This is a genomic window from Halalkaliarchaeum desulfuricum (assembly GCF_002952775.1).
Taxonomy (GTDB): Archaea; Halobacteriota; Halobacteria; order Halobacteriales; family Haloferacaceae; genus Halalkaliarchaeum; species Halalkaliarchaeum desulfuricum.
On the sequence record NZ_CP025066.1, the window covers coordinates 1,941,706 to 1,956,821 of the forward strand.

The following is a 15,116-nucleotide window of genomic DNA, read 5'->3' on the forward strand; positions in this document are numbered from 1 at the left end:
GAGGTTTGGATTTCGCCGGTGGCCGCCGATTTATTAGTGTCCTCGACGTCGGTGCAGGTATGACAGACGACTCCGACCGGGGGACCCGACGGATATCGGACCGGACGATCGCGATCCTCGCCCACGAGAAGTTTCCCGAACGGGCGAAGACGGCGATCGGGGTCATGCGCTACGGCGACTACGACGTCGCCGCCGTGATCGACCGCGACACCGCCGGGGATCGGGTCACTGATCACGTGCCGGACCTCGAGGACGCCCCGATCGTCGACTCGTTCGAGGCCGCACGCGACCTCGAATCGGATCTCGACGCCCTGTTGATCGGTATCGCCCCGATCGGCGGGGGGTTCGATGAGTCGTGGCGACCGGACGTCACCGCGGCGATCGAGGCGGGGTGTGACGTGATCTCCGGGCTTCACTACTTCCTCTCGGCGGACGAGCAGTTTTCGGTGCTGGCCGAAGAGACAGGCGTCGATCTATGGGACGTCCGCAAGCCTCACGACGATCTCACGGTGAGTGAGGGGATCGCAGCCGAGGTCGGCGCCGACGTGGTTCTCACGGTCGGCACCGACTGTTCGGTCGGCAAGATGACCGTCTCGCAGGAGCTACTCGGGGCGGCCCGCGAACGCGGGATCGACGCCGGCTTCGTTCCGACGGGGCAGACGGGGATCATGATCTCCGGCTGGGGGAACCCGGTCGACCGCGTCATCAGCGACTTCACCGCGGGCGCTGTCGAGGAGATGATTCTCGAGATCGGTGACGAACACGATCTGCTGTTCGTCGAGGGGCAGGGGAGCATCGTCCATCCCGCCTACTCTGGTGTCACCTGTAGCATCCTGCACGGCGCGATGGCCGATGCGCTCGTTTTGTGTCACGCTTCCGGGCGAGACGCGGTCCACGGATACGAATCGTTCCCGCTTCCGCCGCTTCCCGAGTACGTCGACCTTTACGAGTCGCTCGCGGAACCGGTCCACGCGACCTCGGTCGTGGCGGGTGCGCTCAACACCAGTGAGATCGACGGCGACGTCGACGCCCGCGAGGCGGTCGCGGAGTACTCCGAGGCGATCGGCGTCCCCGCGACCGATCCGGTGCGGTTCGACGCCGATGGCGCTCTCGATGCGGTCCTCGAGGGGGTGGACCGATGACGCTCTCGACGGAGTTCGAACGGGTTACCCTCGAACTCGACGACGCGTTCACGATCTCCCGCGGGACGACAACCGAAACCGAAAACGTCGTCGTCCGGATCACGGACGAGGGGGGGATGACCGGCGTCGGCGGGGCAGCCCCCTCGCCTCACTACGGGGAAACTGCCGACACCGTCGCGGCCGTCCTCCCGGAACTGCTCGATGTCGTCGAGGAGATCGACGACCCCCACGGGATCCACGAAATCGAACGCCGCCTCCGCGAGGTCGTTTGCGACAACCCCGCAGCCAGGTGTGCGGTATCGATCGCCCTGCACGATCTGGCGGCAAAGCGGCTCGGCGTTCCCCTGTACCGGCTGTGGGGGCTCGATCCCGATGCGGCTCCGACGAGCTCCTACACGATCGGACTCGACACGGTAGACCGGGTACGTGAAAAGACCGAACGGGCTGTCGAGACCGGCTACGACGTACTCAAACTGAAGCTGGGGACGGATCGAGATCGAGAGCTCGTCGAAGCGGTGCGCGAGGCTGCCCCGGACGCCCGGCTCCGAATCGATGCCAACGAGGCGTGGACCCCTCGAGAGACGGTGGCGAAGAGTAGCTGGCTCGCGGAGTACGGCGTCGAGTTCATCGAACAGCCCGTGTCGGCGGAAAACCCCGAGGGGCTGCGGTTCGCCTACGAGCGCTCGGAGCTGCCGATCGCCGCCGACGAGTCGTGTGTCACGCTTTCGGACATCCCGAAAATCGCCGACAGGGCCGACATCGCGAACCTCAAGCTGATGAAATGCGGCGGACTCGAGGAGGCGAGACGGATGATCGCGACGGCGCGGGCCCACGGGCTCGAGGTGATGCTCGGGTGCATGGTCGAGTCGAACGCCTCGATCGCGGCCGGCTGTCACCTCGCCCCGCTGCTCGATTACGCCGACCTGGACGGATCGCTCCTGCTCGCCGAGGACCCGTACGCGGGGATCGACCTTCCGGAGGGAGAGATCCGGCTCGGAGACACGGATCGGGCAGGAACCGGCGCCCGCCGACTCGACTGACGGGTGGTACGATACCCGCTTTCAACCGATCACAGCCAGTCTGCGAACGACTCCGTCGACGCGGCGCAGTCGAGATACGCCCGTTTCGTCTCCCGGATTGCCGCCGGGAGGGTTGCCCCGTCGCGAACCCGGGACAGCACCCGGTCCCGTTGCCAGGAACTCGGCGTTGTACCCGCCCGCACTCGGGCTTCGACCGGTTCGAGCAGCCAGTCGACGGTCGTCCCGTCGGTGCCGGAGGCTGCGAGCCCACGACGAGCGTATTCGAGCAGTTCTTGACGAATGCGCTCCCGGTTTTCGATGTACGTTCCGTCGGCGGCGACCCACGAAAGCGCCGCCTCGGGGCCGTCGTCAACGGCGGCGTAGAACGCGTCTTTTGCGTCCTTCCACGGGAGTTCCCCAAGCGGGTGGTCCTCGATGACCAGCCCTCGTAACAGCCCGACGACGAGCGCCTGGAATGCGACGCTGTCCCGGACCGTCGGTTGCGTCGGTAGCGGACGGTACTCGAGCCTGAGCGAGGCGGTGTCGTTTCCGGGACCTGTCGGCACCCCGTCGGCGCCGGTCGGGACGTCCCCGCCGACCACGCCGCGGACCCACCGCCAGTAGGTGCCGCGCTTGTGGCGGTACTCCGGAATCCGGTCGGCGTACGGGATCGACTGCTCGTCGGTCGCGGCGCTCGCCGCCGGGATGTCGTCGTATAGATGTGGGGCGTACGTGACGTCGGCGACCACCCGGGCGGGGAGTTGTTCGAGGCTCTCCAGGTCGTTCGGCACTCTCACCTTCTGTTTGTCGCCGGGGAGTCCGGCGTTGATCGCGTCTTCGAATACGGGAATCCTGTGTTCGTGTGGCGCAGCAGAAAGGAGACGCTCGACCTCGGAGGGCGCTTCGATCGGCCGGTAGCAGTCGGCCGGCAGGAACGGGGAGTTCGACGCAAGCGAAAGGACCGGTCCGAGCGTCCGGATCGCGAGGTCGTGATACCGCGGAAACGTCGATGCGTCGGGCACCTGGAGATGTGGCTGTATCGACGCGGTCAGCGACTCGATCAGAATCGACGGACCGGTGAGGTCGACCCCGGGGACCGACAGTTCGATCTCGCCGTCGGCCCGGTTCCGGACCTCGTTGTCGAGTGCGTAGTACCGGGCGTCGGCGTGCATGTTCTGCGAGAGGAAGACACCGTCGTGTTCAGTCCCCGCAGCGAGATACTGTCGGGTGCCCTCCGTCGGCGGGACGGTCCACATCGCGTCCAGCGCCAGCCGACGATCGGAAGGAAGCTGCTCCCGTGCGTTCGAAACCAGCTCTCGGAGGCGGCGGGCCTGGCGTCGCAGTCCCGGCCCATCGAGGACGTCCGGGACGGTGTTGAGCTCCAGGTTGTGGACGCCCAGCTCCGGGTTCGTGCCGTCGGCGCCGAAAAGCTCCGTCGGAACCCTCGCGAGCGTCCCGTCGGAAGCCGTCACGTACGCCTCCAACTCGAGCCCGACCGCGAAGTCGGCGTTGTCGAGCCGGCCGTCGATCAGGTCGGCGGTGACGGCGTCCGCCTGGGTTTCGACGCGTTCGGCGAACGCGCTGCGGGTTTCCGGGGCGAGCGAATCGTGGACGGCCGCGGCGTACTCGTCGGGAGTCATCGAAGTGAACAGGGATGGTCTCTGGCGACGCGGGTGCGTCTCAGTTCTCCTCGTCGTCTTTCAGGTCTGCGAGTTCGGACTCGACCTCGGAGTCGTCGAGCTCGGCTTCGAGTTCGCTCTCTGCGAGTTCCTCTTCGAGCCCCTCGATCTCGTCGTCGACGTCGACGTCCGACGGCTCCTCGGGCTCCGGTGTGGTCTCTTTGCCCATCTCGCTTTTGATGGTTTCGAGCTCCGCGTCGACCTCGCTGTCCGTCGAGAGCGACTCGAGCTCCCGATCGATTGCGTCCTTGTCCGACAGCGCGTCGTCGAACGCACCGGTTTCCTGGAGTTCGTCCATCGCCGCCGCCCGGGCCTCCATCTCGTCGGTTCGCTCCTCGGCGCGTTCGATCGCCCGCCCGACGTCCTCCATCTCGTCGCCGACGCCGCTCATCGCCGAGGAGACCCGCGAGGAGGCTTCGGCGGCCTCGTAGCGCGCCTTCATCGTCTCCTTTTTCGTCCGGAACTCCTCGATGCGGTTTTGCAGCTCGTTTTTCTTCTCGACGAGGTTCTCCTGTGTCTGCTCGAGTTCGGCGATCTGTCCCTCCAGGTCCTCGATCTGTTGCATCTTGGATTTCTTCTTCTCGAGGGCCTTGCGGGCGAGGTCGTCCCTGTCCTGCTCGACGGCCTGCCGTGCCTGATCGTTGTGTTTCTCGACGTTCTCCTCGAGTCGGCGCTTCTGGATCTCGAGGCGCTTTTTCTGCGTTGTGAGGTCGGCGATCCCCTGTTTCACCTGCTGGAGCTCGTCGCGCATCTGCTCGTAGGAGTAGTCGAGAGTTTCCGTCGGATCCTCGGCCCGATTCAGGAGGGCGTTGATCTTCGACCGGACCACGTACGACATACGCGAGAGGATTCCCATAGCCCACAGTTGTCTCTGTAGGTCTTAAAACCCAGCAGGTCGGTTCGCCGATTCGCCGCTCGATGACCTGTCTCTCGGTGACTCTGCGGTCGGAGAGAACTGTCGGATCGGCCCGTTTCAGTCGGCGAACAGCTCGTCGACCGCGTCCTGGGCCGCTTTGGCCGCCTCGTCGACGACCTCCTCCGGATCCGGCTCGGCGTCGTCGGGGGCGTTGAGGTAGACATCCACCTCGAGAACTCCCTCTTCGAACGTGACGGTCACGTCGAGATCGACGACCTCCGACTGCCGGTAGTTCGCGAAGACGACCCCCTCGGCGGCTTCCGCCGCGGTCTCGACGACCTCGGCGTCGGATGGATCGCCCGAACCGTTCGCGTCTTCGGGCATCGGCTTACGCGCCGCCGGCGCCCGGGCCGCCCGGTCCACCCATTCCGCCGGCCGGACCGCCGCCCGCGCCGCCCTGCAGGAGCTGCTGGAGCTCCTCCTGGAGGCTTTCGAACTGCTGCTGGACGCGCTCTTCCTGTTTGCTCAACTGTTCGACGCGAACTTCGAGACTGTCGACCTTCTCCTCGAGATCGTCGTAGGCGGACTCGTAGTCGGTTTCGACCAGGATCTCGCCGACCTCGCGGTACATTCCGGCGTCCTCGTCGACGTCCTCGAGGGCGTCGAGCGCGGTCTGTGCGTCGTTGAGGGCCGTCTCGGCCTGTCCTTTCTGCTGGGCGACCTTCTGTGCGGTCTCTTGAAGGTCCTGCAGTTCTTCGAGTTTCTCTTGTGCTTCCGGCGGCAGATTACCCTGCATGGACGGAGCGAAGCGGCCCGCACTGAAAAAGCCCCGTTTTTGTCTCCGTCAGATCGGCAGCGCGATCGCGATCCCTTCGGCAACCGCCACCAGCGCACCCACGTAGACGGCGGTTCCTGCCAGTGAGACGACCGAAAACCCCACAGTCGACTGCCGGGACGCGGCTGCGGGTATCGTCATCGACCCCCGCGCCACCGGCAGGATGTTCGAAACCGCGACGGCGGGTAGCCCCCATCGGTCGAACCACCGCTCGGCGCGCCGGAGGTGACGCTCTTTTATCCCCGTGGTCGCGAGCGAGTCGTACGCCATTCCAGCGTATCTAACGAGACCGAAAAGCAGGAGCTGCCCGGCAGTCGCGCCCAGTATCGCGGCGGTCGCCACCGGCAACAGCTCGAAGAGGCTCGTGCCGACCACGAGCACGGACGCGATGAGGATCGCCCGCGTCGGGATCAACTTCCCCACCAGCGCTCCCTCCAGCGCGAAGACGATAAATAGCACTCCCAGCCCGTAGCGAACGACGAAGTCCGCCCCGAGTTCGGCTGCGAGTGAGAGCATATCCTGTCTTGAGTCCGGGAGTATATGGATCTTCTGCAGAATCGTGCTATAGACCATGTAACACGGCTAAATTTGGCAGGCAGGGTGTTCACTGTCGGTCCATCTTCGAGTAGTCGATCCCCGGATATCGTCCCGAAACGTGGAGCCAGTCCCGCAGGAATCCGAGCAGGAACGGAACACCGACGATCACGCTCCCGATGGCGACAGCGTCGGTTCCGAGGATCGGCGACAATGCGACCACTAGAAACGCCATCTGGGCGGCGGCGAGCAGTCTCGCAGGCGTTCTTTCGGGGAGTTCGTACACTGGCCGTCCCCGTATCCGGCGCAGGTGGACGCCCCCGACGAACGCGTATCGCGCAACGCCGACCGAGAGATACCACGCCGGAATCGCGTCCCCGAACACGCCGACGGCGGTCGCGACCAGGATGCCGAGCGCGTCGTACTCCGTGTCGAGCTGTGTTCCGAGTTCGGTGATCCGACCGCGGAGCCGGGCGATTGCTCCGTCTCCCGCATCCAGCAACCCGGCGGCGCCGTAACACACGGCCGGCAGCCAGAGGAGATACCCGTCGATCGGGGTCGCTGAGGGTTCGATTCCGAACGCGAGAAATCCCCCGGTCCACGCGATCAGGACGCCCCGAAAGAGCGTGAGGAGGTTCGCCGCACCGAGCGTCGGGTACACTCCCTCGGCGTCGGGCCTGTGGTTCGCAGAGAGTCGAATGACGACGAGCCGGTACTCTATCCCGAGAATGAAAAGTGCGATTGCGGTCCAGCCGAACCAGGCGGTGCCCGGATCGATCCAGATCGCCCCCAGCGTGCCGACACCCCCGGTCGCGAGGCTCGCCGCCAGGAACCAGACTGTCGTGTACTGCCGAAGCTTGGCGTGTGCGCTCTCGGCTGCCACGCGCGTCGGCGTGTTCACGGTCGAGAAAGGGCCCGGAAAGACTTGAGCATACGGTCGTTTTGTGTCTCCAGGGAGTGGTTCACACGCGTTTCGAGCGCGCCTCGCGGACGCTCGCACCGTCCCGTACCTTGTCTTCACACTCGGGACACACGCGGACGTCGTCGAATCCCGGCGGCGCAAAGACTCGGACGTATCGCTCCGTGACGAACGAACCGCAGTTCCTGCATTCCGGCATCGCGGTCGGGACTACGGAATCAACCGACGTATTTTTTGGGGTCCTCTCAACTGAAAATCACGACTATCCGGCGGAAAATAAAAACTGTATACAGGTTGTTGACTGTTGATTGTCACGTGTTGACCGTTGATTCTTTGGACGGGAGACGACGGATTCACGGCAGGCGGCCTTCCTCGGACGGATCGATTCTGCGAGTTCCGGGGGGGTCCTCGTCGACGGTGAATCCCGGTCCTGCCGTCGCCAGTTCGAAGACGAGCCCGTCCGGATCGCTGAAGTAGACACTCTTGAAGTACGTCCGATCCGTGACCTCCGAGACGCGAACACCGTGCTCCTTCAGGTGGGTCCGCCACTCTTCGAGAGTCTTCTCGTCCTCGACGCCGAACGCGAAGTGGTGGCCTGCGCCGGGGCCCGGTGCGCCCCTGGAGTCGGGATACTCGAAGTAGGAGACGATAGTCCCGGGCTCGCCGGTCGGGGTCGGGGAGAAGTAGTAGTGGGGCACTCCCGGATCGTCGTAGTTTTCGGTCATCTTCACCGTCTGCCAGCCCAGAACGTCCTCGTAGAACGCCTTCGTCTCCTCGATGTCGGTACAGATGTTCGTCACGTGGTGGAGTCCGGTCGTCGGGGGTACGTCGGTCATGTTCCGGCCTACGCCCGGGGAGTGGAAAGCCTTTGTCCGGTAGTCGAACGACTCCCCGGAGTCGCAATCACTTTGGCGCCCGCCCCACGTGGTTGGTGCATGCAGACGGTCGTCCTCGCCGCCGGGAAGGGAACGCGGATGCGTCCGCTGACCGAGAGTCGCCCGAAGCCGATGCTCCCGGTCGCCGGCAGGCCGCTCGTGGAACACACCGTCGACGCTGCAGTCGAGGCGGGTGCAAGCAGGCTCGTGATCGTGGTCGGCTATCGTGGCGAACTGCTCCGGAAGCATTTCGGCGACAGTCACCGCGGTGTGCCGATCGCGTACGAAGAGCAGTCGACCCAGCGCGGAACCGCCGATGCGGTCGCGCAGGCTACCCCTTCGCTCGACAACGATCCGTTCGTCGTGCTCAACGGGGATAGCCTCTATGACCCCACGTCGCTGTCGCGGCTGTACGACGGCGGTCCTGCGGTCGCGAGTTATCGCGTCGACGATCCGGCGAGCTACGGCGTGTTGATTCTCGACGGTGGACAGGTGACCGGCGTCATCGAGAAGCCCGAGGAGCCGCCGTCGAACCTGATCAATGCGGGCGCGTACGTCTTTCCGGAGGCAGCGTTGGGCTGGCTCGACGTGGGCGAGAGCGAACGTGGGGAACTCGAACTCACGGACGTCCTCGAGCAGGCCTGTGAATCGAGGGCCGTCCGTTCCGTGACGATGGACCGCTGGCTCGACGTCGGCCGTCCCTGGGAGCTGCTCGAAGCCAACGAATGGAAACTCGATGAGATCGACGGGGGCGAACACGGCGAGGTGAGTTCCGACGCCACGCTGTCGGGTCGGGTGTTCGTCGCTCGGGGTGCCGAGATTCGGGAGGGGGTCACTGTCGAGGGGCCGGTGTACGTCGGGCCGGACGCGACGATCGGGCCGAACGCGTACGTCCGCGGTGCGACGGCGATCGGCGCCGGCGCCCACGTCGGCCACGCCGTCGAGGTGAAAAACAGCGTCCTGATGGCGGGAGCGACCGCCGGCCACCTGACCTACGTCGGCGACAGCGTGGTCGGGCGAGACGTCAACTTCGGCGCCGGGACGACGGTCGCCAACCTGCGACACGACGGCGAGGACGTCCGCGTGACCGTCAAGGGCGATCGCGTTTCCACCGGTCGCCGGAAGTTCGGGATCGTCTGTGGCGACGGCGTCAAAACGGCGATCGACACCAGCGTCAACGCGGGCGTCGTCCTCTCGGAAGGCGTGACGACAACCCCCGGCGAGAACGTCCTCAGGGATCGGTGAGCGGTCGCGATCAGCCCCCGCTTGGCTCCAGTTTCCCGTTGAGCACCTTTGCGGCGGTCAACACCGGATCCCACACCGGACTGAACGGCGGCGCGTACGACAGATCCAGCTTCTCGAGCTCCGGAACCGTCAGTTCGGCGGACAGCGCCGTCGCTACGGTGTCGATTCGCTTTGCGGCGCCTTCCTCGCCGACAATGCTTGCTCCGAGCACCCGGTTCGACGCTGCATCCGCGACCAGCGTGACCTGCAGTTCGACCCCGCCGGGGTAATAGTGGGCCCGCGTGGGAGCCGATATCGTTACTGACACGGGATCGAACCCGTTGGAACGCGCACGCTCGGGGTCGATCACGCCCGTGCGGGCTACCTCGAGGTCAAACGCCTTCAGCACCGCAGTTCCGGCGATTGGCCCCACGGGCGTGGGCTCTCCCGCGAGCGTCGACCCGATCGCGCGACCCGCTCTGTTTGCCGTGAGTGCGAGCGGCACGTGATCGGGTTCGTCGGTGACGACGTGGCGAGCCTCCGCACAGTCGCCAGCCGCGTAGACGCCTTCGACGTTCGTCTCCCCGTACTCGTCGGTCGCGATCGCCCCCGTCGAACCGGTTTCGATTCCGGCGGTTTCGGCGATCTCGACGTTCGGAACCACGCCGACGCCGACGAGGACCATGTCGACAGGCATCCGTTGACCGCCGGCCTCGATAGCTGCAACGGATTTGTCGTCAGTTTCCGCCGTCTCGACGGTGTCAGTTTCCGACGCCGACAGGAACCCCTCCACCGCCGTTTCGAGGTGGAGATCGATCCCCTGTTCATCCAGGTGGTTCTCGACGACTTCGGCGGTCTCCTCGCCGAACGGCTGCAGAACGTGCGGGAGCATCTCGTACAGGTGTACCTCGAGTCCGTGAGCAGCGAACGCCTCGGCCATCTCGATTCCGACGTAGCCGCCCCCGACGATCGCGACCGACCGAGCGTTCACCGCTGCCTCACTGTCGCCACCTGTTTCGAGCCCCAGATATTCACGGATCTCTTTGGCCGCGTCCATCTCGTGGAGCGTAAACACGCCGTCGAGCTCCATCCCGTCGAACGGTGGCTCGACGGCTCGTGCACCCGTCGCGATGAGGAGCGTGCCGTACGGTTGCGTAATCGTCTCCGTGCCGGATTCGTTATCGGGCTCCTCGTGTCTTTCGACTGTGACTTCCCTCGACTCGGTGTCGATTTCCACGACCTCGTGGTTCGTCCGGAGATCGATCCCGCGCTCCGATCGGAACTTCTCCGGCGGAATCGACACCAGGTCCGAAAGCGACTCGACCTCGCCTTTTATATAATACGGCAGTCCGCAGGCCCCGTACGACACCCAGTCTCCCTTCTCGAAGACGATCACCTCGCGGTCGGGTCGTTCGCGCTTCAGTTTGCTCGCGGCGCTCATTCCGGCAGCGTCGCCGCCGACGATGACAACCGGGTGGTCGTCGGTTACGGCCGGTTTATCGGCTGTGTGACCGTCCATATCTGGCATTCGTCACCCAGCTATAAAGTATTGTGGGAAAAGCACAATACAGATCGAAACCGATTTTGCGCCGTGGCCGTCGTCGCTTCAGTGTCCGTGTGGATCGACCGGTTCACCGGGGTAGTCTTTCTCGCCGGCCTCGATCCGGACGTCGAGCCAGTTTTCCATCGGGATCAACGGGCACTCGTAGGCGGTGTTGTACGCGCAGGTCGGATTGTAGGCGGCGTTGAAATCGAGGATCCACCCGTCCTCGGTCTCGTGTGACTCCGGATCCAGATCGAGGTACCGTCCCGCGCCATAGGTCTCATCGCCGTTGGTCTCGTCCCGAAACGGCACCCAGAGCCGTTCTTCTCCCGGGGGTCGGTACGCCTGTAGCGTAATCTCCCGGCCGTCCAGTTCGAGGGAGAACTCGCCGTGTCTGTGGTACTGTTGTTCGCCGTCGGCCGTCGTCTCGACGGTGATCAGTTCGGGATCGTCGTGTTCCTCGAGTGGGACGAGGAACCGGTATTTCTCGCGTATCGGGTAGTAGGCAAGCCCAGCGAACGTTTCCTCCGGGATCGGCGACTGGGGATGCTCCCTAAAATACTGTTCTCGCTGCCGGCGCTGCTCTTCGGTTTGTTGCTTCCAGTTCGTGTCCGTATCGGCGGTCATCGGTCGTCTAATTCGGTATTGTATTCGTAACACAATAAAAATACAGTATAAATAAGGGATCGAAATGGTACACCCACCAGTTTATAAAGGCCAAGTATGTGAAGATGAAGTTCTATCTGTTTTACTCCGGTATGATACGGTGATCGATTTCCAGAGTAACTCGGACAGATCTAATACCACATGAGCGGACACGGAGGGCAGAGAGATCAAAGCGAGGAGAATCGACCCCGGACTGACGCGAGTCCGGACAGCTACAATAATGACAGCCAGATAACAGCTGATGCAACTGACGCCAAAGGACGCCACAATATCGATCCCGAGAGCGGGATCCACCTCTCCCTGCAGGTCCGCGATCGACCCACGCTCCAGGATGTGCTCCGATCACTCGTTCAGTCGGACGTTCAATTCGAGATCAACCGGATCAGTGACGCGGGGGCCCACTCCTCGCTGGCGATCGTGGATCTGGACGCACTCACCGACAAACAGCGGGAAGCGATCGAACTGGCGCTCGAGCGCGGTTACTATGACACGCCCCGTGAAACCGATCTGGAGACACTCAGCGACGAACTTGGAGTTTCGAAGTCCGCGGTTTCACAGCGCCTCCGTGTGACTGAATCGAAACTCATTCAGTCGGTGCTCGCAGAACAGGATGAGGGTGGCCGTTCGTCGGATGCCGAGTGACTCCCAGAACGATTCGTTCTATCACGAGGTACTTTCGCAGAAGGATCACGGGGTTCCGGAATCCACCTCGGGACGGCGGCACCGTAATATTCATTATCAGGTATCGGGTGCGAGAACTCGCTCGAGGGGTTATTTAAAGAAGCAAATATCAGCCTTATATATTCCAGTATACTCAACCAGGGGTTAACCTTTCCCCTTATTCTAAGGGTACGGGACTATCGGTGATGAATGGCATTTTTTGTCTGGAGAGAAACCAATGAGTACGAAACCATCACTCGACATCGAACGTCGGGGAGTCCTCAAGCTCGGAGGGGCGGCCGCGCTTGCTGGACTCGTCGGCGGGCGAACCCTCGTCGAACCTGGAACGGCACAGGAGGATGCCGACGAAGACGGCGAGACGGAGCTCGTAAAGACCATCTGTTCACACTGTGCGGTCGGGTGTGGACTGAAAATGGAGGTCGAAAACGATACAGTCGTCGGGCAACAGGCCTGGAAGGACCACCCGATCAACCAGGGCGGTCTCTGTTCGAAAGGGGCGAGCCAGGCCCAGACCGTAAACTCCCCGCGACGGCTCAAGGAGCCGGTCAAAAAGGAAGACGGCGAGTGGGTACCACTCTCGTGGGACGAGGCGATGGACGAGATCGCCGACGAACTGCTCCGGGTCCGCGAGGAGTACGGTCCCGACAGCACGATGTGGATGGGATCGGCGAAGATCAGCAACGAGGAGGCGTACCTGTTCCGGAAGCTCGCCGCCTTCTACGGCACCAACAACGTCGACCACCAGGCACGGATCTGTCACTCGACGACCGTCGCCGGGCTGGCGAATACCTGGGGCTTCGGCGCGATGACCCAGTCGGTAAACGACGTCCAGCACGCCGACGCCAACCTCATCATCGGACACAACCCCGCCGAGGCGCACCCGGTGATGATGCGGTACATCCAGAAGGCGCGCCAGAACGGCGGCGACGTGATCGTCGCCGAGCCGCGGTTCACCAAGACCGCCGCCCACGCGGACGACTACGTTAGGTTCCGACCCGGGACCGACATCGCGTTCATCAACGGACTCCTCCATCACATCGTCTTCAATCTGGAGGCCCACGACGAGGAGTTCCTCGAAGACCGCGTCTACGACTGGGAGTCGGCCAAAGCGAATATCGAAGAGTACGACCTCGAAACCGTCTCGGACATCACGTGGGTCGACGAGGAGGACCTGAAAGACGTCGCCGAGACGCTCGTCGAGTCGGACGTAAGCACCGTCGAGTGGTCGATGGGGTCGACACAGCACACCACCGGCACCCAGAACATCCGATCGTACGCCATCCTCAACCTGGCGCTGGGCGATACCGGCCAGGTCGGCGGCGGCAACAACCCGGTGCGGGGCCACGACAACGTCCAGGGCGCGACGGACGTGTGTGTCCTGTCGCATCATCTCCCCGGCTACTACGGACTCGACGACGGCGCCTGGGACCACTGGACTAACGTCTGGTCCGAGACGCCGAGCACCAGTGGCACCATCACCCGTGAGGAACTCCTGGAGGATCACTTCCACAACAAGGAGATGATGAACAAGGAGGGCCTCACGGATAGCCGCTGGTTCGAGGGTGCCCTCGAGGACGACGAACGGAGGGGTGATCTCTACCAGCCCAACCCGGTGAAGGCCGTGATGGTGTGGGGCCACTCGCTGAACTCCATAAGCGAGATGAAGCGGCTAAAGCGGGCGCTGGAGAACGTCGATCTGGTCGTCGGCGTCGATCCGTTCCCGGGCCTGGCCGGTACCCTGGCGGACCGCGAGGACGGGATCATCCTGCTGCCGGCTGCGACCCGGCAGGAAGGCTCGGGCAGCGTCACGGCGACCAACCGGTCGGTCCAGTGGCGGTACCAGGCGGTGACGCCGCGGCACAACTCCCGGACGGACTTCGACATGCTCACGGACCTCGCGGAGCGGCTCGGCTTCGGCGAGCACTTCGACTACGACGAGGTCGAGGAGGTGACGAACGAGATCAACCTCGGGATCCGTTCGATCGGGTTGATCGGCCAGACGCCCGAGCGCATCAAGGCTCACATGGAGAACAGCCACGTGTTCAGCTCGGAGACCCTGCGGGCCGAGGTGCGGGACGACCACGAACTCGCCGGGGAGTATTTCGGCCTCCCGTGGCCCTGCTGGCACGAGGACCATCCCGGGACGCCGATACTCTACCGCGACAGCGTCCATCCCGCAGAGGGCGGCCTCGACTTCCGCGCCCGGTGGGGTACGGAGGCGCCCGACGGCGAGACCCTCCTCCGGAACAGCTACGAGCCCGACTGGTGGGACGGCGAGATCGAGGGCGTCCCGCAGTACCCCGGGTACGCCACCGAACTGCCGGACGGCAGCACGCCGGCCGCGCCGACGACCCCGATCGAGTACGCACTCAGCGAGGACCATTCGGTGTACGACGCAGCCCAGGCTGTCGACGGTGTGAACGCCGCTGACTTCGCCGCATACGACAACGAACAACCCGATCCGCCGACCGGCCGCGGTCGCGCTCGCGCCCGTGCCTGGAACCTCCCCGACGAGGTACCGAAACACCGCGAACCTGTCGAGACGCCACGGAAGGACCTGATTGACGAGTATCCCAACTACGAACTCCAGGAGGACTTCTACCGGCTGGACCTCGACAACCGCGGCGCCCAGGTGGAGCGCCGGGATCTCGTCGACGAGTTCGAGTTCGTCCTCACGACCGGCCGCCAGGTGGAACACCAGGGTGGCGGCGCCACGACGCGGAACACGATGGGCACCGCCAACCGCGCGCCGATGATGTACGCCGAGATCCACCCGAACGTCGCAAACGAACTGAACGTCGATACCGGCGAGTGGATCTGGGTGAAGACGGATCCCGGACGGATGCTCGTTCAGGCGCGCGTCACCGAACGCGTAAACGACGAGGAGGTGTTCCTCCCGTTCCACTGGGGCGGCCTGTTCGAAGGCGAATCGTACGTCGATGACTACCCCGAAGGGACTGAACCGCTCGTGATCGGCGATTCAGCGAACATCGGAACGTCCGTGGGATACGACGTGGTCACGAACATGCAGGCGACGAAGGTGACCCTGTGTGGGCTCGAGCGGGCAAGCGCCGACGAGATCCCGGAACTCCCGGAGAAGCAGCAAGCCTACCAAACGCAGCGCGGATTCGAAAAGAGGTGAC

15 protein-coding genes are annotated in these 15,116 nt (G+C 64.1%); 5 read left to right on the forward strand and 10 right to left on the reverse strand.

Going from position 1 to position 15,116, the window contains the following annotated elements; translation table 11 throughout:
* Positions 1-92 precede the first annotated feature (92 nt).
* Positions 93-1,142, forward strand: coding sequence for a DUF1611 domain-containing protein (locus AArcSl_RS09710; protein WP_394337324.1), 1,050 nt, complete (start codon positions 93-95; stop codon positions 1,140-1,142).
* On the forward strand, positions 1,139-2,182 hold the full coding sequence (locus AArcSl_RS09715; protein WP_119818295.1) for a dipeptide epimerase: 1,044 nt from the start codon (positions 1,139-1,141) through the stop codon (positions 2,180-2,182). The genes AArcSl_RS09710 and AArcSl_RS09715 overlap by 4 nt, the downstream gene beginning before the upstream one ends.
* 29 nt (positions 2,183-2,211) lie before the next feature.
* On the opposite strand, the gene AArcSl_RS09720 is transcribed toward AArcSl_RS09715, so the two are convergent.
* From AArcSl_RS09720 to AArcSl_RS09750, 8 genes are all read right to left on the reverse strand, one after another.
* Positions 2,212-3,801, reverse strand: a complete 1,590-nt coding sequence (locus AArcSl_RS09720) for a hypothetical protein (protein WP_119818298.1) — start codon at positions 3,799-3,801, stop codon at positions 2,212-2,214.
* A 40-nt stretch (positions 3,802-3,841) separates the two neighbouring features.
* Positions 3,842-4,696, reverse strand: a complete 855-nt coding sequence (locus AArcSl_RS09725; protein WP_119818301.1) for a PspA/IM30 family protein — start codon at positions 4,694-4,696, stop codon at positions 3,842-3,844.
* 117 nt (positions 4,697-4,813) lie between these two features.
* Positions 4,814-5,080, reverse strand: a complete 267-nt coding sequence (locus tag AArcSl_RS09730; RefSeq protein ID WP_119818304.1) for a DUF3194 domain-containing protein — start codon at positions 5,078-5,080, stop codon at positions 4,814-4,816.
* A gap of 4 nt (positions 5,081-5,084) precedes the next feature.
* Positions 5,085-5,492, reverse strand: coding sequence for a prefoldin subunit beta (locus AArcSl_RS09735; RefSeq protein WP_394337297.1), 408 nt, complete (start codon positions 5,490-5,492; stop codon positions 5,085-5,087).
* Between the two features lie 48 nt (positions 5,493-5,540).
* Entirely contained in the window at positions 5,541-6,047 is a 507-nt protein-coding gene (locus AArcSl_RS09740; RefSeq protein ID WP_119818307.1) for a DedA family protein, read from the reverse strand.
* A gap of 88 nt (positions 6,048-6,135) precedes the next feature.
* Complete coding sequence (locus AArcSl_RS09745; protein ID WP_161945933.1) at positions 6,136-6,966, reverse strand: CDP-alcohol phosphatidyltransferase family protein; 831 nt, start codon at positions 6,964-6,966, stop codon at positions 6,136-6,138.
* 61 nt (positions 6,967-7,027) lie between these two features.
* Complete coding sequence (locus tag AArcSl_RS17100; RefSeq protein ID WP_193588459.1) at positions 7,028-7,183, reverse strand: DUF7563 family protein; 156 nt, start codon at positions 7,181-7,183, stop codon at positions 7,028-7,030.
* A 154-nt stretch (positions 7,184-7,337) separates the two neighbouring features.
* Positions 7,338-7,820: a VOC family protein gene (locus tag AArcSl_RS09750; protein ID WP_119818313.1), complete on the reverse strand. Its 483-nt coding sequence runs from the start codon at positions 7,818-7,820 to the stop codon at positions 7,338-7,340.
* Between the two features lie 99 nt (positions 7,821-7,919).
* On the opposite strand from AArcSl_RS09750, the gene glmU reads away from it, so the two are divergent.
* A complete protein-coding gene (gene glmU / locus AArcSl_RS09755; protein WP_119818317.1) occupies positions 7,920-9,104 on the forward strand; it encodes a bifunctional sugar-1-phosphate nucleotidylyltransferase/acetyltransferase in 1,185 nt (394 codons plus the stop codon).
* A 10-nt stretch (positions 9,105-9,114) separates the two neighbouring features.
* Here glmU and AArcSl_RS09760 read toward each other — a convergent pair whose 3' ends face one another.
* Positions 9,115-10,602, reverse strand: coding sequence for an FAD-dependent oxidoreductase (locus AArcSl_RS09760; protein WP_119818320.1), 1,488 nt, complete (start codon positions 10,600-10,602; stop codon positions 9,115-9,117).
* An 87-nt stretch (positions 10,603-10,689) separates the two neighbouring features.
* Positions 10,690-11,253 (reverse strand): DUF1684 domain-containing protein, encoded by a 564-nt coding sequence (locus AArcSl_RS09765; protein ID WP_119818323.1) that lies wholly within the window; start codon positions 11,251-11,253, stop codon positions 10,690-10,692.
* A gap of 180 nt (positions 11,254-11,433) precedes the next feature.
* Between AArcSl_RS09765 and AArcSl_RS17615 the strand changes: the two genes are divergently transcribed.
* Positions 11,434-11,934 (forward strand): helix-turn-helix domain-containing protein, encoded by a 501-nt coding sequence (locus AArcSl_RS17615; RefSeq protein WP_119818326.1) that lies wholly within the window; start codon positions 11,434-11,436, stop codon positions 11,932-11,934.
* Between the two features lie 256 nt (positions 11,935-12,190).
* Positions 12,191-15,115, forward strand: a complete 2,925-nt coding sequence (locus AArcSl_RS09775) for a molybdopterin-dependent oxidoreductase (protein WP_119818329.1) — start codon at positions 12,191-12,193, stop codon at positions 15,113-15,115.
* Position 15,116 lies beyond the last annotated feature (1 nt).

Excerpts from the sequence above, each read along its gene's own strand:
- AArcSl_RS09725 (WP_119818301.1), bottom strand. The coding sequence starts at position 4,696 with ATGGGAATCCTCTCGCGTATGTCGTACGTGGTCCGGTCGAAGATCAAC.
- glmU (WP_119818317.1), top strand. The coding sequence starts at position 7,920 with ATGCAGACGGTCGTCCTCGCCGCCGGGAAGGGAACGCGGATGCGTCCG.
- AArcSl_RS17100 (WP_193588459.1), bottom strand. The coding sequence starts at position 7,183 with ATGCCGGAATGCAGGAACTGCGGTTCGTTCGTCACGGAGCGATACGTC.
- AArcSl_RS09765 (WP_119818323.1), bottom strand. The coding sequence starts at position 11,253 with ATGACCGCCGATACGGACACGAACTGGAAGCAACAAACCGAAGAGCAG.
- AArcSl_RS09750 (WP_119818313.1), bottom strand. The coding sequence starts at position 7,820 with ATGACCGACGTACCCCCGACGACCGGACTCCACCACGTGACGAACATC.
- AArcSl_RS09760 (WP_119818320.1), bottom strand. The coding sequence starts at position 10,602 with ATGGACGGTCACACAGCCGATAAACCGGCCGTAACCGACGACCACCCG.
- AArcSl_RS09775 (WP_119818329.1), top strand. The coding sequence starts at position 12,191 with ATGAGTACGAAACCATCACTCGACATCGAACGTCGGGGAGTCCTCAAG.
- AArcSl_RS09735 (WP_394337297.1), bottom strand. The coding sequence starts at position 5,492 with ATGCAGGGTAATCTGCCGCCGGAAGCACAAGAGAAACTCGAAGAACTG.
- AArcSl_RS09730 (WP_119818304.1), bottom strand. The coding sequence starts at position 5,080 with ATGCCCGAAGACGCGAACGGTTCGGGCGATCCATCCGACGCCGAGGTC.
- AArcSl_RS09720 (WP_119818298.1), bottom strand. The coding sequence starts at position 3,801 with ATGACTCCCGACGAGTACGCCGCGGCCGTCCACGATTCGCTCGCCCCG.
- AArcSl_RS17615 (WP_119818326.1), top strand. The coding sequence starts at position 11,434 with ATGAGCGGACACGGAGGGCAGAGAGATCAAAGCGAGGAGAATCGACCC.
- AArcSl_RS09715 (WP_119818295.1), top strand. The coding sequence starts at position 1,139 with ATGACGCTCTCGACGGAGTTCGAACGGGTTACCCTCGAACTCGACGAC.
- AArcSl_RS09740 (WP_119818307.1), bottom strand. The coding sequence starts at position 6,047 with ATGCTCTCACTCGCAGCCGAACTCGGGGCGGACTTCGTCGTTCGCTAC.